Annotated in this window: 18 protein-coding genes and 1 pseudogene; 16 read left to right on the forward strand and 3 right to left on the reverse strand. The window is 35.6% G+C overall.

Annotated features, from left to right (window positions below; genetic code table 11):
• Nucleotides 1-276 precede the first annotated feature (276 nt).
• Entirely contained in the window at nucleotides 277-1341 is a 1065-nt protein-coding gene (locus EGX96_RS07750) for an MmcQ/YjbR family DNA-binding protein (protein WP_000021304.1), read from the forward strand.
• Nucleotides 1342-1454: 113 nt separating this feature from the next.
• Nucleotides 1455-2447, forward strand: coding sequence for an aspartate--ammonia ligase (asnA, locus tag EGX96_RS07755; RefSeq protein WP_000748011.1), 993 nt, complete (start codon nucleotides 1455-1457; stop codon nucleotides 2445-2447).
• 44 nt (nucleotides 2448-2491) lie between these two features.
• Here the strand turns inward: asnA and EGX96_RS07760 are convergent, their stop codons facing one another.
• Nucleotides 2492-2941: a thiol reductase thioredoxin gene (locus EGX96_RS07760; protein ID WP_000592263.1), complete on the reverse strand. Its 450-nt coding sequence runs from the start codon at nucleotides 2939-2941 to the stop codon at nucleotides 2492-2494.
• A 129-nt stretch (nucleotides 2942-3070) separates the two neighbouring features.
• On the opposite strand from EGX96_RS07760, the gene rsmD reads away from it, so the two are divergent.
• The 11 genes and pseudogenes from rsmD (at nucleotide 3071) to EGX96_RS07820 (ending at nucleotide 13530) form a co-directional block, all read left to right on the forward strand.
• Nucleotides 3071-3610 (forward strand): 16S rRNA (guanine(966)-N(2))-methyltransferase RsmD, encoded by a 540-nt coding sequence (gene rsmD, locus EGX96_RS07770; protein ID WP_001266829.1) that lies wholly within the window; start codon nucleotides 3071-3073, stop codon nucleotides 3608-3610.
• Between the two features lie 11 nt (nucleotides 3611-3621).
• Nucleotides 3622-3912: a hypothetical protein gene (locus tag EGX96_RS07775; RefSeq protein ID WP_000384889.1), complete on the forward strand. Its 291-nt coding sequence runs from the start codon at nucleotides 3622-3624 to the stop codon at nucleotides 3910-3912.
• Entirely contained in the window at nucleotides 3909-4394 is a 486-nt protein-coding gene (gene coaD / locus EGX96_RS07780; protein ID WP_000161892.1) for a pantetheine-phosphate adenylyltransferase, read from the forward strand. The genes EGX96_RS07775 and coaD overlap by 4 nt, the downstream gene beginning before the upstream one ends.
• Nucleotides 4384-5457, forward strand: a complete 1074-nt coding sequence (locus EGX96_RS07785) for a SepM family pheromone-processing serine protease (protein WP_000796095.1) — start codon at nucleotides 4384-4386, stop codon at nucleotides 5455-5457. Before coaD ends, EGX96_RS07785 begins: the two co-directional genes overlap by 11 nt.
• 74 nt (nucleotides 5458-5531) lie before the next feature.
• A pseudogene (locus EGX96_RS07790) lies at nucleotides 5532-6864 on the forward strand (bifunctional metallophosphatase/5'-nucleotidase).
• Nucleotides 6865-6932: 68 nt separating this feature from the next.
• Nucleotides 6933-7511 (forward strand): YutD family protein, encoded by a 579-nt coding sequence (locus tag EGX96_RS07795; RefSeq protein WP_001224500.1) that lies wholly within the window; start codon nucleotides 6933-6935, stop codon nucleotides 7509-7511.
• Between the two features lie 50 nt (nucleotides 7512-7561).
• A complete protein-coding gene (gene rlmN, locus EGX96_RS07800; RefSeq protein ID WP_001124990.1) occupies nucleotides 7562-8668 on the forward strand; it encodes a 23S rRNA (adenine(2503)-C(2))-methyltransferase RlmN in 1107 nt (368 codons plus the stop codon).
• Nucleotides 8668-9183 (forward strand): VanZ family protein, encoded by a 516-nt coding sequence (locus EGX96_RS07805; RefSeq protein ID WP_000919802.1) that lies wholly within the window; start codon nucleotides 8668-8670, stop codon nucleotides 9181-9183. Before rlmN ends, EGX96_RS07805 begins: the two co-directional genes overlap by 1 nt.
• A 178-nt stretch (nucleotides 9184-9361) precedes the next feature.
• Nucleotides 9362-11107 carry an ABC transporter ATP-binding protein gene (locus EGX96_RS07810; RefSeq protein WP_000022475.1) on the forward strand — a complete coding sequence of 582 codons (1746 nt, stop codon included), beginning with the start codon at nucleotides 9362-9364 and terminating at the stop codon, nucleotides 11105-11107.
• On the forward strand, nucleotides 11097-12836 hold the full coding sequence (locus EGX96_RS07815) for an ABC transporter ATP-binding protein (protein ID WP_000841525.1): 1740 nt from the start codon (nucleotides 11097-11099) through the stop codon (nucleotides 12834-12836). Before EGX96_RS07810 ends, EGX96_RS07815 begins: the two co-directional genes overlap by 11 nt.
• Before the next feature lie 127 nt (nucleotides 12837-12963).
• Nucleotides 12964-13530 (forward strand): aminodeoxychorismate/anthranilate synthase component II, encoded by a 567-nt coding sequence (locus EGX96_RS07820; protein ID WP_000925635.1) that lies wholly within the window; start codon nucleotides 12964-12966, stop codon nucleotides 13528-13530.
• A 66-nt stretch (nucleotides 13531-13596) separates the two neighbouring features.
• On the opposite strand, the gene EGX96_RS07825 is transcribed toward EGX96_RS07820, so the two are convergent.
• Together EGX96_RS07825 and bioB are read right to left on the reverse strand one after the other, a co-directional pair.
• Nucleotides 13597-14136, reverse strand: a complete 540-nt coding sequence (locus tag EGX96_RS07825) for a biotin transporter BioY (RefSeq protein WP_000857895.1) — start codon at nucleotides 14134-14136, stop codon at nucleotides 13597-13599.
• Complete coding sequence (gene bioB, locus EGX96_RS07830; RefSeq protein WP_000009961.1) at nucleotides 14137-15129, reverse strand: biotin synthase BioB; 993 nt, start codon at nucleotides 15127-15129, stop codon at nucleotides 14137-14139. It abuts the gene before it with no gap.
• A gap of 124 nt (nucleotides 15130-15253) precedes the next feature.
• On the opposite strand from bioB, the gene EGX96_RS07835 reads away from it, so the two are divergent.
• The 3 genes from EGX96_RS07835 to EGX96_RS07845 are packed head-to-tail and all read left to right on the forward strand — an operon-like array spanning nucleotide 15254 to nucleotide 18095.
• On the forward strand, nucleotides 15254-15748 hold the full coding sequence (locus tag EGX96_RS07835; RefSeq protein ID WP_000732601.1) for a hypothetical protein: 495 nt from the start codon (nucleotides 15254-15256) through the stop codon (nucleotides 15746-15748).
• Nucleotides 15749-15757: 9 nt separating this feature from the next.
• Nucleotides 15758-16873: a thiolase family protein gene (locus tag EGX96_RS07840; RefSeq protein WP_123957834.1), complete on the forward strand. Its 1116-nt coding sequence runs from the start codon at nucleotides 15758-15760 to the stop codon at nucleotides 16871-16873.
• Nucleotides 16866-18095, forward strand: coding sequence for an AMP-binding protein (locus EGX96_RS07845; RefSeq protein WP_000894050.1), 1230 nt, complete (start codon nucleotides 16866-16868; stop codon nucleotides 18093-18095). The genes EGX96_RS07840 and EGX96_RS07845 overlap by 8 nt, the downstream gene beginning before the upstream one ends.
• The last annotated feature ends 16 nt before the right edge of the window (nucleotides 18096-18111 follow it).

Consider the following 18111-nt stretch of genomic DNA (forward strand, 5'->3'; position numbering starts at 1 on the left):
GCAACTCTACTATACAGGATTTATTCCTTTTTGTGTTTACACAAGATATTTTACACTACCTACATTTATGTCCATAAAGAGGATAATCATCCCAAACATAAATAGAGAATTAATAAGAGGGTACTATCAATTAGTTTAGTTTTAAGCATGGTAACATGCTTTTTTTGTACGAAGAAACTTTAGCGCAAGGCAGAATTCATCTTTGACTTTGAGCTTGCTTTCTAGCTCTTAAAACGACATAATAGAGGATAATGTACAGTGAATAGAGAGGTTACTATGTCAATAGAATCAGATTTTTTCCGGAAAAAACGTTTTATTTTTTCATCGCTTGAGGAGTTTGGATTTATCAAATCTGACCAAGAGTATATCTATTGTCAAACATTTATGGATAATGACTTTAAAGCTATTATCACGATTTCATTGGATGGAAAGATAGCTGGTAAGGTTATTGATTCGGCACTTGAAGAAGAATATTTACCGCTTCGAGCAGCAAATTATAATGGTTCGTTTGTTGGCGAAGTACGATCGGCTTATATGGCTATATTAGGTGATATTTCAGATTCTTGTTGTAAGGACTTATTATTTACCAAAGATCAAAGTAATCGTTTAGCGGAGAAGATAGCTAAAACTTTTGAAGATTCAGTTGATTATCCATTTGCGAAGCACCCACAATATGCTTCCTATCGTGTGTCAGGTAAATGGTATGCTCTGCTTTTTCCATTGAAGATGGGGAAACTAGAAAATGTTCCAGCTCAACTGTCAGAAGATGAGGTTGAAGTTTTGAATATTAAAGTCAATCCTCAAGATATGGAAATACTTTTACAAAAAGAAGGTATTTATCCTTCTTATCATATGTCTAAAAAGACTTGGGTATCTATCGTTTTAGACAATACTTTGTCTGATATAGAAATTTTTAAATTGGTATCAGATAGTCGTAAGCTTGTTTCTCACAATAAAAAATCAAATTCTGAGCCAGAGTTTTGGATTATTCCTGCTAATCCTAAATTTTACGATATTGATAAGGAGTTTGCAGAGCATCAATTGATTGATTGGACTCAAAAAGGAAAGATTGCGGTGGGAGATTATGTGTTTATTTATATTACAGCACCTATTCGTGCTTTGCGCTATGTCTGTCAAGTGATAGAACGTGACCTTAAAACAAGTACTTACTTAGGAGCAAGAGATGTCAAAGCTTATATGCGACTCAAACTGATAAGGCAATTTGAAGATTCTACCTATCCTGTAGCATTTTTAGCAGAACACGGCGTTAAGACTGTGAGAGGACCACGGCGAATGACCAAGGAATTGCGACAAGTCATGGCAAAAACAATTCTAGAGTAATGACTTTCAGAAAAAACTTGTAAAAAAGTCAGAATAATTCTACAATTCCTCTTCCATTTTGTTACTTGAAGGAGTATAATAGCTCTAACATTTTATAATTTAAGGAGGAACATATGAAGAAAAGCTTTATTCATCAGCAACAGGAGATTTCTTTTGTCAAAAATACTTTTACACAATATTTGATTGATAAGTTAGAAATCGTCGAAGTGCAAGGACCTATTCTTAGTCAGGTCGGGGATGGTATGCAAGATAATTTATCTGGTATTGAACATCCTGTATCGGTGAAAGTCCTTAATATACCTGAAGCTGAATTTGAAGTCGTTCACTCATTGGCTAAATGGAAACGCCATACTTTGGCAAGATTTGGGTTTAATGAGGGAGAAGGTCTTTTTGTTCATATGAAAGCTCTTCGTCCAGATGAAGATTCTCTTGATCCAACACACTCAGTTTACGTAGATCAGTGGGACTGGGAGAAGGTCATTCCTGATGGTAGACGTAATTTGGACTATCTAAAAGAAACTGTGGAAAAAATCTACAAAGCTATCCGCCTAACAGAGCTTGCCGTGGAAGCTCGTTTTGATATTGAATCCATTTTACCAAAGCGTATTACCTTTATTCATACAGAAGAATTGGTAGAAAAATACCCAGACTTAAGCCCTAAAGAGCGTGAAAATGCCATCGCTAAGGAGTATGGCGCAGTCTTTTTGATTGGTATTGGTGGAGAGTTAGCAGATGGTAAACCACATGATGGTCGTGCACCGGACTATGATGACTGGACAACACCATCAGAAAATGGTTTTAAAGGTCTCAATGGTGATATTTTAGTGTGGAACGAACAGCTTGGAACTGCCTTTGAACTATCATCAATGGGAATTCGAGTTGATGAAGATGCTCTTAAACGTCAAGTTGTTCTCACCGGTGATGAAGATCGTTTAGAGTTTGAGTGGCATAAGACGCTATTACGTGGTTTCTTCCCTCTGACTATTGGTGGGGGAATTGGTCAATCACGATTAGCTATGTTCTTGCTTCGTAAAAAACATATTGGAGAAGTACAGTCAAGTGTCTGGCCAAAAGAAGTCAGAGATACCTTTGAAAATATATTATAAAAAATCAGCCAAGCAGTTTTGTTTGGCTGATTTTAACAATAAGTTTATTTTTGGCTTAAGAAAGTTTGGATTTGTTGAGGTGTAGCTTGGCTTCCTTGAACAAGATATTTAGTCATTTTTCCTTGTTGATAATGTGCTAAATTTGGAACAGTGGTAATATGATGCTTTTTGAAAAAACTCTTCAATCGTTTCCCTTTGTATTTTTGACTATCAAGGTAGTAAATTTTTGAATGAAGTGTGGCTTGAGATTTTAATAATTTTGGTAAGAAAGCTCTACAATATTGGCAAGTTGGACGTCCTATAAAAATAGTCGCTTCAGATTGTTGACTTTTGCTTACTAACGCCTTATCTGTGATGGCGATTAAGTCACTATTTGTTATCATGTGTTGGTATTGTTGTTGAGAAATAGTCATGGTGTCAGCGCTACTTAAGTTTGATTTTAGCGTTGTAAGGCATAATATGGCTATTAAAGTTAATAATAGTTTTTTAATCATTATGGGAACCTCGTTTCTCTTACTGCTAGCTTATCATATCAAAAAAGAAGGAAAAGAGATACTATCTTCTCTGTTTGTTATAAGCAATTTTTTGATAACTCTACCTTATTTTTTGTTATAATAGTGGTTATGAGAGTAGTAGCAGGAACATTTGGAGGGCGTCCTTTAAAAACGCTTGATGGAAAAACAACTCGTCCAACAACTGATAAGGTTAAAGGCGCTATTTTTAATATGATTGGTCCTTTTTTTGAAGGTGGTCGTGTTTTAGACCTTTTTTCTGGCAGTGGTAGCTTAGCTATTGAGGCGATCTCAAGGGGAATGGACCAAGCTGTCCTAGTTGAAAAAGATAGGCGTGCGCAGGTCGTTATTCAAGAAAATATTGCAATGACTAAGAGTCCGGAGCAATTTCAATTATTAAAAATGGAAGCCAACCGTGCTTTAGAACAATTAACGGGACAATTTGATTTGGTCTTGTTGGACCCGCCATATGCTAAGGAAGAAATTGTAAAGCAAATCCAAATCATGGATAGCAAGGGTTTATTAGGCGATGATATCATGATTGCTTGTGAAACGGACAAATCAGTTGATTTACCTGAAGAAATTGCTTCTTTTGGGATATGGAAACAGAAAATTTATGGCATTTCTAAAGTAACGGTCTACGTTCGTTAGGAGGCTTTGGTATGGATTACAAGTTAGTGATGATTATTCTCATCTTAGTCATATTGATTTATTTGTTGTTGCGCCTTCACTATTTAGAAGAGTTGCTAAAACATTATCACTTCAAAAATGATGAAGGAGTTTGTTCATTATCAAGAACAAAAAATCCATTGTATCTATTAATGGCAATGATTACTTTTTTGCCAAATCTTATCAATTGGATAGCTAATGGTTTTGAGGCAATAGACATTGTTCGCCTGATTCCTGTGGTAGTCTTTTTATGGTTGTATTATTGTGGAGATGACGACGAATGACAAAGAAAGCTTTATTTACAGGTTCATTTGATCCTGTTACTAATGGACATTTAGATATTATTGAGCGCGCCAGCTATCTATTTGATCATGTTTACATTGGGTTATTTTATAACCTTGAGAAGCAAGGTTACTTTTCGATTGAGTGCCGTAAAAAAATGTTAGAAGAAGCTATCCGTCAGTTTAAGAATGTTTCAGTTTTAGTGGCGCAAGATAGACTGGCTGTTGACTTAGCAAGGGAAGTGGGAGCAAAATATTTTGTTCGAGGTCTGCGTAATAGCCAGGATTTTGATTATGAAGCCAATTTGGAGTTTTTTAATAAACAGTTGGCAGATGATATTGAGACAGTTTATTTATCAACGTCGCCATCTTTGAGTCCGATATCATCTAGTCGCATCCGTGAATTGATACATTTTAAGGCTTCTGTGAAGCCTTTTGTTCCAAAGAGTGTTGTTAGAGAAGTGGAGAAAATGAGTGAAGAATAGAGATCCAAAAAGAAAACATAAAAGTTTACTAGGTCTGCTTAAATGGTGGATTATAGGTTTTGCTTTTTTATTGTTAGTATTAGCAAGCCTTGTAGTGAGACTACCTTATTATTTGGAAATGCCAGGTGGAGCTTATGATATCCGTTCGGTATTGAAAGTGAATAAAAAGGCTGATAAAGCTAAGGGTTCGTACAATTTTGTAGCGGTATCTGTCAGTCAAGCAACGCCAGCTCAGGTTCTTTATGCTTGGTTAACTCCTTTTACAGAATTATCTAGTAAAGAGGAGACAACAGGTGGCTTTAGTAATGACGATTATCTCAGAATTAATCAATTCTACATGGAGACTTCTCAAAATGAGTCCATCTATCAAGCTTTAAAGTTAGCTAATAAGCAAGTATCTCTTACTTATAAAGGAGTTTATGTGCTTAACTTAGCTAAAAATTCGACATTTAAAGATAGATTACATTTAGCTGATACAGTCACAGGAGTTAATGGCAAAAGTTTCAAAAATTCTTCTCAACTTATCAAATATGTTGCAGCTCTTCATCTAGGTGATAAAGTAAAGGTACAATACACAAGTCAAGGTAAAAAGAAAGAATCAGTTGGTAAAGTTATTAAACTATCAAACGGTAAAAATGGTATTGGTATCGGTTTGACAGACCATACAGAAGTATTATCTGATGTTCCTGTGGACTTTAATACTGAAGGTGTTGGAGGACCAAGTGCAGGTTTAATGTTTACTTTAGCGATTTACGACCAATTGGTTAAAGAAGATTTACGTAAAGGACGTAAGATTGCAGGTACTGGTACTATTGAGCAAAATGGGCATGTTGGCGATATTGGTGGAGCAGGTTTGAAAGTTGTTTCAGCGGCTAAAAAAGGAATGGATATTTTCTTTGTTCCTAATAATCCGATCGATAAAAATGCTAAAAAAGGCAAAACAAAGGTTCAGACGAATTATCAAGAGGCAAAAGCAGCAGCTAAGCGATTAGGTACGAAGATGAAAATTGTACCAGTTCAAAATGTTCAGCAAGCTATTGATTATTTGAAAAAAACAAAATAAACTCAAAGAGTTCGGGCGTCTGCTCGGCTTTTTTGTTTTGCGACATTTGACTATCAAAGTGCTAAAATGATAGTATGACAGAGCTTATAAGAATACTACATTTAAATGATCTGCACTCTCATTTTGAGAATTTTCCTAAGGTAAAACGATTTTTTCATGACAATCAAGCGCAGCCAATAGAGACGATTTCACTTGACTTGGGGGATAATATTGATAAAAGCCATCCTTTGACAGAAGCAAGCTCGGGAAAGGCTAATGTCCAATTGATGAATGAACTGGGTATTGAGCTTGCTACTATTGGTAATAATGAAGGAGTTGGTTTATCCAAAAAAGACTTGGACCAAGTCTACAAAGATTCAGATTTTACGGTTATTGTTGGCAATCTAAAAGATAACATAATCGAACCGAGTTGGGCAAAACCTTACATTATTTATGAGACGCAGCAAGGAACTAAGCTTGCCTTTTTAGCTTATACTTTTCCTTATTATAAAACCTATGAACCTAATGGGTGGACGATAGAAGATCCAATTGACTGTCTTAAATGCCATTTACAAATAAATGAGATAAAAGAGGCAAATTGTCGCATTTTGATGAGTCATTTAGGTATTCGTTTTGATACAAGGATTGCTCAAGAATTTTCAGAAATTGACCTTATTATAGGTGCACATACACACCATTTATTTGAGGAAGGGGAGCTAATTAACGGTACATATCTTGCAGCAGCTGGTAAATATGGTCGCTTTGTTGGGAGTATTGATATAACTTTTGATAATCATACACTAAAAGATATTTTAATCTCAACATGTGATACAAAACAACTAACTGGTTATCCTTCGGACAGTGACTGGCTAAGAAGATTGAGTCAGAAGGTAAAGAACAGCTTAGAAAAGAAAGTTTAATATCCTTTCCAGCACCATTATCATTAGAAGAATCGTACCAACTAGTCATGGATGCGATGCTGTTTTACGCAGGTGCAGATGTTGCTATTATCAATTCTGGCTTAATTGTTCAGCCATTTGAAAAAGACTTTTCGAGGAAAAATCTCCACGAATCATTACCTCATCAAATGCGCCTCGCTAAATTGACAGTGAGTAGTCAAGAACTTTTAGAGATTTATGAAACTATTTATCAACAAGGTCAATTTTTAGCGCAACAAAAGATTCATGGTATGGGCTTTCGTGGCAAGTGCTTTGGAGAAGTTTTACATTCGGGATTTGATTACAAAAATGGAAAAATAGTGTATAATGAGAAAGATATTGATGCCAAAGAAGAAGTGATTCTTGTAATCGTTGATCAGTATTATTTTGCATCGTATTTTGAGTGTTTAAAAACGAAAAAAGTAGACTTGCTTTTCCTGAATTACTCAGAGATGTGGCAGCAGATTATTTAATAAATATGACACTATAAATGAAAAATAGATAAATAAAGAGTAGAAGCTAGTCGTTTCTCTCAATGATTTTAGAGAAAGGAGTATTATGCGAAAAGAAGTGACACCAGAGATGCTTAACTATAATAAGTATCCTGGCCCACAGTTCATTCACTTTGAAAATATCGTTAAAAGTGATGATATTGAATTTCAACTTGTTATTAATGAAAAATCAGCTTTTGATGTGACTGTCTTTGGACAACGTTTTTCTGAGATTTTATTAAAATATGATTTTATCGTTGGCGATTGGGGTAACGAGCAGTTGAGGCTAAGAGGCTTTTACAAAGATGCTAGTACAATTAGAAAAAATAGCCGGATTTCACGTTTAGAAGATTATATTAAAGAGTATTGTAACTTTGGTTGTGCTTATTTTGTGTTGGAGAATCCAAATCCTAGAGATATTAAATTTGATGATGAAAGACCTCATAAGCGTCGTAAGTCAAGATCCAAATCACAATCATCAAAGTCACAAACTAGAAATAATCGTTCCCAGTCAAATGCCAATGCTCATTTTACAAGTAAAAAGCGTAAAGACACAAAACGCCGTCAAGAACGTCATATTAAAGAAGAGCAAGATAAGGAAATGACCTCTGCAAAGCAGCATTTTGTTATTCGTAAGAAAAAATAAGAAAGGGATAAACTGTAACCGTTTATTCCACCATGAAGAAAGAAAATATTATGCCTAAAAAAACTGATACACCCGCCTATAAACCCTCTATTTATAGCTTAACTCGCGATGAACTAATAGCTTGGGCTATTGAACATGGAGAAAAGAAATTCCGTGCTTCACAAATCTGGGACTGGCTCTATAAAAAGCGTGTGCAAAGCTTCGATGAAATGACTAACATTTCCAAAGATTTTATTGCACTTTTGAACGAGAATTTTGTTGTTAATCCTCTAAAACAACGTATTGTTCAAGAATCTGCTGATGGAACTGTTAAATACCTTTTTGAATTACCTGATGGCATGCTGATTGAGACGGTTTTGATGCGTCAACATTATGGTTTATCAGTATGTGTAACGACTCAAGTTGGTTGTAACATTGGTTGCACTTTCTGTGCAAGTGGTTTAATAAAGAAACAACGTGATCTTAACAATGGCGAAATCACTGCTCAAATTATGCTTGTTCAAAAATATTTTGATGAACGTGGACAAGGTGAGCGCGTTAGTCACATTGTGGTCATGGGAATAGGTGAACCCTTTGATAACTATACCAATGTATTAAAATTCTTGCGTACAGTTAATGATGATAATGGATTAGCTATTGGTGCACGTCACATTACAGTGTCTACTTCAGGTTTAGCACATAAAATTCGTGAATTTGCAAATGAAGGTGTACAAGTTAACTTAGCAGTATCTCTTCATGCTCCAAATAACGATTTACGATCAAGTATCATGCGTATTAATCGTTCTTTCCCTCTTGAAAAGTTGTTTGCGGCTATTGAATATTATATTGAGACGACTAACCGTCGTGTAACATTTGAGTATATTATGTTAAATGGTGTCAACGATACCCCAGAAAATGCTCAAGAGTTAGCAGATTTAACGAAAAAGATTCGCAAATTATCTTATGTCAATTTAATTCCTTACAATCCTGTCTCAGAACATGACCAGTATAGTCGTAGTCCTAAAGAGCGTGTAGAAGCTTTCTATGACGTTTTGAAGAAAAATGGAGTTAACTGTGTTGTTCGTCAAGAACATGGTACGGACATTGATGCAGCTTGCGGGCAATTACGTTCAAACACAATGAAACGCGATCGTCAAAAAGCGAAGGTAGGGCAGTAATGCTTAAAAGATTACTTACTGAAGATGGGGAATTGACAAAGATTAGTCGTCGTTTCGTTTGGATGTTAGTGATTATCTATTGTCTTATTATTGTCAGGATGTGTTTTGGGCCTCAAATTATGATTGAGGGGGTATCAACTCCGAATGTTCAGCGCTTCGGAAGAATTGTAGCTCTTTTAGTACCATTTAATTCTTTTCGTAGTTTAGATCAGCTAACTAGCTTTAAAGAGATTTTTTGGGTTATTGGTCAAAATGTAGTGAATATTTTACTGCTGTTTCCTCTCATTATAGGGTTACTATCCCTAAAGCCAAGTTTACGGAAATATAAAAGCGTTATATTACTTGCTTTCTTGATGTCTATTTTCATAGAGTGTACTCAAGTTGTTTTAGATATTTTAATAGATGCTAATCGGGTTTTTGAAATCGACGATCTATGGACAAATACCTTAGGCGGTCCTTTCGCCCTATGGACTTATCGAAACATAAAAGGTTGGCTTCTAACTATTAGAAAATGAAAATAATGTAAAGGCTATGATATTGTTCAAGCCTTTTACTATTTAAAAAGAATCACTTTAGTTGACGAAAGTAAGCTTATAGAGGCATAATAGAGAGTTGTTAAATGAGAATTTTAAAACACTTTTCATGTCTTCTGACTTAATTATGATGTTTTTCAATCTTTGAGAAAGGAAAAATATGTCTATTATAAAAAATTTGTGGTGGTTTTTTAAGGAAGAAAAGAAGCGCTATCTTATTGGAATTTTGTCATTAAGTTTGGTTGCGGTGTTAAATCTTATCCCTCCTAAAATCATGGGATCAGTTATTGATGCTATTACAACTGGAAAATTAACAAGACCACAATTGCTCTGGAATTTATTAGGTTTGGTTTTGTCAGCTTTAGCTATGTATGGGCTGCGTTATATTTGGCGTATGTATATTTTAGGGACTTCTTACAAATTGGGTCAAGTTGTCAGATACCGTTTATTTGAACATTTTACAAAAATGTCTCCTTCTTTTTATCAGAAATATCGTACAGGTGATTTAATGGCGCACGCGACCAACGACATCAATTCTCTAACACGTCTTGCAGGAGGAGGAGTTATGTCAGCAGTGGATGCCTCTATCACAGCATTAGTAACGCTTATCACCATGTTCTTTACTATTTCGTGGCAAATGACATTAATTGCGGTTATCCCTTTGCCCTTAATGGCCTTAGCAACTAGTAAATTGGGGCGAAAAACCCATGAAACCTTCAAAGAATCTCAGGCAGCCTTTTCAGAATTAAATAATAAAGTGCAAGAAAGTGTCTCTGGCGTCAAAGTGACTAAATCATTTGGTTATCAAGAACAAGAAATTGCTTCTTTTCAAGAGGTTAATCAGATGACTTTCGTGAAGAACATGCGGACCATGACTTATGATGTCATGTTTGATCCTTTAGTTCTTCTTTTTATAGGTGCCTCCTACGTATTAACATTGGCTATGGGAGCTTTTATGATTTCAAAAGGTCAAGTTACTGTTGGTGACTTGGTAACATTTGTGACGTATTTAGATATGTTGGTATGGCCCTTGATGGCGATTGGTTTCTTGTTCAATATGGTACAGCGTGGTAGTGTTTCTTATAACCGTATTAATAGCCTACTTGAGCAAGAATCGGATATAACTGACCCTTTAAATCCTATCAGACCTGTTGTCAATGGAACATTAAGATATGATATTGATTTCTTTAGATACGACAATGAAGAAACCTTAGCCGATATTCATTTCACCTTAGAAAAAGGTCAAACCTTAGGTTTGGTAGGTCAAACGGGATCAGGGAAGACAAGTCTTATTAAGTTATTGCTACGTGAACATGATGTGACTCAGGGAAAAATTACTTTAAATAAACATGATATACGTGATTATCGATTGTCTGAGTTACGTCAACTAATCGGTTATGTTCCTCAAGATCAGTTTTTATTTGCTACCAGTATTTTAGAAAATGTTCGCTTTGGAAATCCAACTCTATCTATCAATGCTGTTAAAAAAGCAACTAAATTGGCTCATGTTTACGATGACATTAAACAGATGCCAGCAGGATTTGAGACTCTAATTGGAGAAAAAGGAGTCTCATTATCTGGTGGACAAAAACAAAGGATTGCGATGAGTCGTGCCATGATTTTAGATCCAGATATTCTTATTTTGGATGATTCTCTATCAGCAGTGGACGCTAAAACGGAACATGCCATTATTGAAAATCTTAAAACGAATCGTCAAGGGAAATCGACTATTATTTCAGCACATCGATTATCAGCTGTTGTGCACGCAGACCTTATCTTAGTTATGCAAGACGGCAGAGTCATCGAGCGAGGTCAGCATCAAGAGTTGCTAAATAAAGGTGGTTGGTATGCTGAAACGTATGCCTCACAGCAATTAGAAATGGAGGAAGCATTTGATGAAGTCTAATCAATGGCAAGTCTTTAAGAGATTAATCTCCTATTTACGCCCTTATAAATGGTTTACAGTATTAGCTCTATCTCTCTTATTGTTGACGACTGTTGTTAAAAATATTATTCCTTTAATTGCTTCACATTTTATTGATCACTATCTGACAAATGTTAATCAAACAGCAGTTCTTATTTTAGTGGGATATTATTCAATGTATGTCTTGCAGACCTTAATTCAATATTTTGGGAATCTCTTTTTTGCGCGTGTTTCTTATAGTATTGTTAGAGATATTCGTAGAGATGCTTTTGCTAATATGGAAAGGCTTGGCATGTCTTATTTTGATAGGACACCGGCAGGATCTATAGTGTCACGTATTACTAATGATACTGAAGCAATATCTGATATGTTTTCGGGTATTTTATCGAGTTTTATCTCGGCGATATTTATTTTTACAGTTACTCTGTACACTATGTTGATGCTAGACATTAAACTAACAGGACTTGTCGCTCTTTTATTACCTGTTATCTTTATATTAGTGAATGTCTATCGGAAAAAATCAGTCACTGTCATTGCTAAAACGAGAAGTTTACTTAGTGATATCAACAGTAAATTATCAGAAAGTATTGAAGGAATTCGCATTGTACAGGCTTTTGGTCAAGAAGAGCGCTTGAAGACTGAATTTGAGGAAATTAACAAAGAGCATGTTGTGTATGCCAATCGTTCTATGGCTCTTGATAGTCTCTTCTTAAGACCGGCGATGTCTCTTTTAAAACTCCTAGCATATGCTGTTCTTATGGCTTATTTTGGATTTACAGGAGTTAAAGGAGGTCTTACGGCAGGATTGATGTATGCTTTTATTCAGTACGTTAATCGTCTCTTTGACCCTTTAATTGAAGTAACGCAAAATTTTTCAACCTTACAAACATCAATGGTATCAGCAGGGCGTGTGTTTGATTTGATTGATGAAACAGGTTTTGAACCAAGCCAAAAAAATACAGAAGCTTTTGTGAGAGAAGGAAATATCGAATTTAAAAATGTATCATTCTCATATGATGGAAAAAAACAAATCCTTGATAATGTTTCTTTTAGTGTTAAAAAAGGTGAAACGATTGCTTTTGTAGGAGCGACAGGTTCTGGAAAATCATCTATTATTAATGTCTTTATGAGGTTTTACGAATTTCAATCTGGACAAGTTTTATTAGATGGGAAGGATATTAGGGATTACTCACAAGAACAATTGCGAAAGAATATTGGACTCGTCTTACAAGACCCCTTTTTATATCATGGCACTATTAAATCTAATATCAAAATGTACCAAGACATCACCGATCAAGAGGTACAGGACGCAGCAGAGTTTGTTGATGCTGATCAATTTATTCAGAAGTTGCCAGATAAGTACGATGCAGCTGTTTCAGAACGTGGGTCAAGTTTTTCGACTGGACAACGCCAACTATTGGCGTTTGCCAGAACTGTGGCTAGTAAACCTAAAATTTTAATCTTAGATGAAGCGACAGCAAATATTGATTCGGAAACAGAGCAGATTGTACAAGATTCGTTAGCAAAAATGCGTCAAGGTCGAACAACAATTGCCATTGCTCACCGCTTATCAACCATTCAAGATGCTAATTGTATCTATGTTCTTGATAGAGGAAAGATAATTGAAAGTGGGAATCACGAGTCTTTATTAGACCTAAAAGGGACTTATTATCGTATGTACCAATTACAAGCTGGCATGATGGAGGTCTAGAAAATTTAGACTATTCAAAAGGCATAATCTGTGAGGTTTAGAGGTTGGAGTAGTTATTCCTCTAAGCCTTTTTTATATTTTACAATTAGTGTATAATGAGGTCAAAGTGCAAGGAAAGGTCTATAAAATGTTACTATTGGTAGATAATTACGATTCTTTTACCTATAATTTAAAGCAATATTTAAGTGTCTATAAAGAGGTATTCGTCATAAAAAATGATGTTCCTAACCTTTTTTTATTAGCTGAGAGCGCAGAAGCCATCGTCTTATCACCTGGACCAGGACACCCAAAGGATGCTGGGAAAATGGTAGAATTAATCAATCAGTTTATAGGAAAGAAACCTATTCTAGGTATCTGTTTGGGGCATCAAGCGCTTGCCGAGTGCTTGGGTGGGCGATTAAATTTAGCAAATCACGTTATGCATGGTAAACAAAGTTGGGTAACAATAAACGACCATACTAGTTTGTTTAAGGGAATTGATAGTCCAACCCAAGTTATGCGTTATCATTCATTGGTAGTGACTGATTTACCAGAGAATATTGCTGTTATTGCACGATCAAATGAGGATAATGAAATCATGGCATTCCATTGCCCCAGCTTAAAGGTATATGCGATGCAGTTTCATCCTGAGTCAATCGGGAGTATTGATGGAATGAAAATGATTGAAAACTTTTTGACGTTAATTAATGACTAAAATGTGTTAGTGTAGGATAATGACTCTCTATAAATAAAAGACAGTACCTTAGGTACTGTCTTTTATTTAGTTGTATAGATGAGTTAATCTGTTTGCAAATTTACGATAAATAATCAAGCAAATGGATGCTTTTAAGGTATCCCCAGGAATAAAAATAAGGTTAGAAAATAGTGATTTAGTTAAGGGTAGAGAAGTTTGAAAGGAAAGAACGATGCTACCACAAATATCAATCAATAGTACGCCAAATATCCAAATAATAAGGAATTGAACCCAGAGTTTTGTTGTTTTCACTTTCTCAAGCCCTAGGCCGATAAAAAAAGCTGCAAATGGATAAGTCAGCAGATAGCCTGCTGTTGGCCCAAACAGCGTTACGAGACCTGACCGTCCTCCTGGTAAAAATGGTGCACCAATAGCAACTAAGAGCAAGAAAATAGCCACAGCTAGGAAACCCTTCCTACTACCAAGCAGAGCACCTGCCAGCATAACACCAAGATTTTGTAAAACAATTGGGACTGGAATGAAACCTAATGGGATCCCTGGGATAAAACCTAAAACAATAAGTAGTGCAACCATGAGTGCAATATAGGTAGTTGTTCTTGTTTTCATTTAAATTAATTCCTTTTTAGTATGATTTAGTTGTAATTTTTCCAAGAATTCAATATCGGTATGTTGATTGCGACCGCCCTCTGTTAGGTAATTTCCCAAAAAAGTTGAGTCAACAAGTAAGGTGACTAATGATTCAAAATTCTCAAAATGGACCTCTCGTCCAGCGCTTAATCTTAATTCCTTGAAAGGAAAAACAAAACGCAACATGGCCATAATTTTTAAGCATTTAATGGGAGTCAAATAGTTATATTTTCCAAGAGGTGTTCCTTCAACAGCAAGTAAAAAATTGACAGGGATAGAATAGGGGTCCAGCTCTTTTAGTCTGAAAGCTAATGTGATGAGCCCCTCATCGCTCTCTCCCATACCACAAATGAATCCAGAACAAACATCAATGTCTTCATTGTGAATTCTTTCTAAAGTATCACAACGATCTTTGAAGCTATGCGTCGTTGCAATGTTGGGGTAGTTTTCTTCGGGGGTGTTGAGATTATGATTGATACGGTCAATTCCTGCTTGTTTTAGCTGATGAAGTTGTTCTCTATCCAAAAAACCAGCGGTAAGGCATATTTCTAGAGGGAGGCTTTTTTTGATTTCAGGGATGACTTGACATAACTGCTCAATTTCTCTCTTGCTAGGCTTAGTTCCACTCATCGCAATACAAAAGACGCTAGCACCATTTTGATGAGCGACAATAGCCTGTTTTAGAATGACATTTTGAGGAAGCAGACCAAATTTATCAATGTCAGCAGTGCTTTCTTTAGATTGAGAACAGTAACCACAATTTTCTGCACAAAGTCCTTGCTTAGCACTTAATAAAACGTTAAGGCGAATATTATTTCGGCTAACTTGATTTTTAAGGTATAAGGCAGCAGCGTAGATTTCCCACCAGTTCTCATCGCTATTTAGAATTTCCAGCGCTTGTTCATAAGAAATGCTAGTCTTTCCAGATAATATTTCGTCAGCCAAATGGATATAATTTGTTTGAAATGACATGATAGCCTCCTTTAACGAAATTAATAATAGCATAAAAAAACTATATTGTAAACTTAGTCGATGTCATAAGTTAACAATATAAAAAATTATGATATACTGGTCTTATATTTTGACGGGAGATAAGATGAAAAAACTATTTAAAAAAGCGATAGCTATGTGCCGAGATTTGCCGCTTAATTTTGTAATTGTTGAACTTAGTTTGTATCAAAGAGAGGATGGCTCATCTGATAATATTAAATGGATTTCTAAGAGAATTCTTGAGGTAACGGTAACTGATCAGCAATGGATTTACCATTTGAGGATGCTTAATTTACCAAAACTTAAGCCAATGTCACTAGCATCCAGTGACTGTCCTGCAAGGGAAGAGAAGGCTAGTCTTATTTCAATAGAAGAATGTCAAAAATTCACTAGCTTAGTGCGAGATAAAAATCCTTTTCACCAAGGGGAAGCAGCTATTGTGCCTGCGGCTCTATTATTGGAAAAAATAATGGAAGTTAGAAAAGGAAAAATAAAGGAGATTCATTTGACTTTTTTATCTCCAGTAAGGGTGAATCAAGAATTCTCAGTGCAAGTAGTGGATAACACAGTGATTATTTTTCAGCATCAAATATTATGGTGAGGGGAACATATGAAGAATAGAGATGTTTATATTGGTTTTGGGCTACGAACACCTATCGGTATAAAAGGGAAGCAATTTAAACATTACCGTCCAGAACTTTTAGGAGCACACCTTTTAAATCAAATAAAAAAAATAGAATCAGAATCTAACATTGATAGTATTATTTGTGGGAACACAGTTGGTACTGGGGGCAATATTGGTCGTTTGATGACTCTTTTTTCTGATTATGAATCCTATATTCCAGTACAAACGATTGATATGCAGTGTGCTTCATCAAGTTCTGCCTTGTTTTTTGGTTATCTAAAAATCAGTACCGGTATTAATGAAAAAGTTCTTGTTGGGGGGATTGAAAGTAGTTCTCTTCAACCTATGAGACGTTATGCTAAAGAAGATAATCGTAACGGAGAATATACAGTTGCTCAGTTTTCTCCTGACTCTTATGCTGAAACTGTAATGTTAGAAGGGGCCCAGAGAGTCTGTCAAAAATATGGTTTTAGAAGAGAAATGTTAGATAAATTGGCATTCTTGAGCCATAAACGCGCCTTAACAGCTAAACAAGGTGGCTATTTAGAAGAGGTAATCTTACCAATGGAAGGGATGCGAGATCAAGGCGTTAGAAAACTAAAAGAAACATTTTTTCCAAAATTACCAAGATTGATGGAAAATTCACCTTTGCTCACTATTGGAAATGTTTGTTTAATGCACGATGCTGCTGCATTTCTAACGCTTCAGAGTCAGAAAACAGAATTCCGGATTGTTCACATTGTAGAAGTAGCAGGAGATCCCAAGCTTAGTCCAGAATTGGTTCACACGGCTACGGAAAAACTATTAACAGAAACTCATACTAAAATATCGGATTATGATGCAATTGAATGGAATGAACCATTTGCAGCGATTGATGCTCTATTTAATCATTATTATCCTGAAGAGAGAGAAAAATTCAATATTTTTGGAGGGACATTAGCTTACGGACACCCTTATGCCTGCTCAGGAATTATTAATATCCTTCATCTTATGCAGGCATTAAAATATAAAAATAAACCTATGGGTCTAACTGCCATTGCAGGGGCAGGAGGAGTCGGAATGGCCATATCAATAGAGTACTTAGGAGTTAAGAATGCTTGAATCATTGAAAACGATAGTTAAAACCAATAGCGATAAAAAGTTATTTGATGGTGATTTACAGGTCAGTTATGGAGAATTTTATAACTTAGTAAGACAAGATATGGCGTCACAAGACAATAGGAAACATGTGATTAGCACACACTCTCTGCTTAACCAATTAGTAAGATTTGTTTCAAAGTTATGTCAAAAAGCTCTTCCTATTATTTGTAAACCTAACCTTACTCATAATGAAATAAGTCGATTAGAAAAAGAAGTGCAGTATGCTCCTCAACTAGCTGATTTTGGTGTTCTTTCTTCTGGGACTACAGCTGATGCTAAACTATTGTGGAGGAGCTTCACTTCGTGGTCTGATTTTTTTAGCATTCAGAATGCTTATTTTTCGGTCACTTCCAATAGCAAACTGTTTATTCAAGGTGATTTTTCATTTACTGGTAACTTAAATTTAGCGCTATCCCTTTTATTACTGGGGGGAACACTTGTTGTCACACAGAAAAATTCTGTAAAATACTGGCAGACTTTATGGGAAAAAACTGGTGTAACGCATCTATATCTGCTCCCTAGTTATCTCAAGTTAGTGGAACAATATAGCAAGGAGACTGCGTTAGACAATAAAACTATTATTACCTCTTCGCAATATGTCTCTGACTCATTACTGGAAGGTTTATATAGAAAGCATCCTAAAGTGTCAGTGAAAATCTTCTATGGTGCTAGTGAGCTCAATTATGTGTCATGGTACGATGGTCGTGATATCCGAGATAAGCCACAGTATGTTGGAGAAATCGTTCCAAATGTAGCTGTTAGGATTAAAGAGGGAAGAATTTTTGTAAAAACACCGTATAGTATCTGTGGCCTTTCAAGTGAATATTGTGCTGGTGATTATGGTGAACTGATAGATGGCAAATTATATCTATTTGGCCGTGGTGGTGATTGGTGCAATCAATCGGGCATTAAGCTCTATTTACCTAGATTAATCGAAAAAATAAAAACATGCCCTTATATCAAGGATGCAGTAGCATTTACAAAAGAGAGTCAAAGTCATGGACAAGAGTCACATTGCTGTATTGTTTTAATTGAAAATCAGATGCAACAAGAGTGTTTGAAGTGGTTATCGGAACATTTTGAAAAGAAGTATGGGTTTAAGCATTATCATATTGTATCTAAAATTCCTTTGATGCCATCTGGAAAAATTGATTATCAACAACTCAAAAGACAGTTAGCATGAGCTTTTACTAAAAAAA

It is taken from the genome of Streptococcus sp. FDAARGOS_520 (genome assembly GCF_003812685.1).
Taxonomy (GTDB): domain Bacteria; phylum Bacillota; class Bacilli; order Lactobacillales; family Streptococcaceae; genus Streptococcus; species Streptococcus agalactiae.

Excerpts from the sequence above, each read along its gene's own strand:
- EGX96_RS07750 (WP_000021304.1), top strand. The coding sequence starts at position 277 with ATGTCAATAGAATCAGATTTTTTCCGGAAAAAACGTTTTATTTTTTCA.
- rsmD (WP_001266829.1), top strand. The coding sequence starts at position 3,071 with ATGAGAGTAGTAGCAGGAACATTTGGAGGGCGTCCTTTAAAAACGCTT.
- EGX96_RS07825 (WP_000857895.1), bottom strand. The coding sequence starts at position 14,136 with ATGAAAACAAGAACAACTACCTATATTGCACTCATGGTTGCACTACTT.
- EGX96_RS07805 (WP_000919802.1), top strand. The coding sequence starts at position 8,668 with ATGCTTAAAAGATTACTTACTGAAGATGGGGAATTGACAAAGATTAGT.
- coaD (WP_000161892.1), top strand. The coding sequence starts at position 3,909 with ATGACAAAGAAAGCTTTATTTACAGGTTCATTTGATCCTGTTACTAAT.
- bioB (WP_000009961.1), bottom strand. The coding sequence starts at position 15,129 with ATGTCATTTCAAACAAATTATATCCATTTGGCTGACGAAATATTATCT.
- asnA (WP_000748011.1), top strand. The coding sequence starts at position 1,455 with ATGAAGAAAAGCTTTATTCATCAGCAACAGGAGATTTCTTTTGTCAAA.
- EGX96_RS07795 (WP_001224500.1), top strand. The coding sequence starts at position 6,933 with ATGCGAAAAGAAGTGACACCAGAGATGCTTAACTATAATAAGTATCCT.
- EGX96_RS07815 (WP_000841525.1), top strand. The coding sequence starts at position 11,097 with ATGAAGTCTAATCAATGGCAAGTCTTTAAGAGATTAATCTCCTATTTA.
- EGX96_RS07820 (WP_000925635.1), top strand. The coding sequence starts at position 12,964 with ATGTTACTATTGGTAGATAATTACGATTCTTTTACCTATAATTTAAAG.
- EGX96_RS07760 (WP_000592263.1), bottom strand. The coding sequence starts at position 2,941 with ATGATTAAAAAACTATTATTAACTTTAATAGCCATATTATGCCTTACA.
- EGX96_RS07840 (WP_123957834.1), top strand. The coding sequence starts at position 15,758 with ATGAAGAATAGAGATGTTTATATTGGTTTTGGGCTACGAACACCTATC.
- EGX96_RS07810 (WP_000022475.1), top strand. The coding sequence starts at position 9,362 with ATGTCTATTATAAAAAATTTGTGGTGGTTTTTTAAGGAAGAAAAGAAG.
- EGX96_RS07845 (WP_000894050.1), top strand. The coding sequence starts at position 16,866 with ATGCTTGAATCATTGAAAACGATAGTTAAAACCAATAGCGATAAAAAG.
- rlmN (WP_001124990.1), top strand. The coding sequence starts at position 7,562 with ATGCCTAAAAAAACTGATACACCCGCCTATAAACCCTCTATTTATAGC.
- EGX96_RS07835 (WP_000732601.1), top strand. The coding sequence starts at position 15,254 with ATGAAAAAACTATTTAAAAAAGCGATAGCTATGTGCCGAGATTTGCCG.
- EGX96_RS07775 (WP_000384889.1), top strand. The coding sequence starts at position 3,622 with ATGGATTACAAGTTAGTGATGATTATTCTCATCTTAGTCATATTGATT.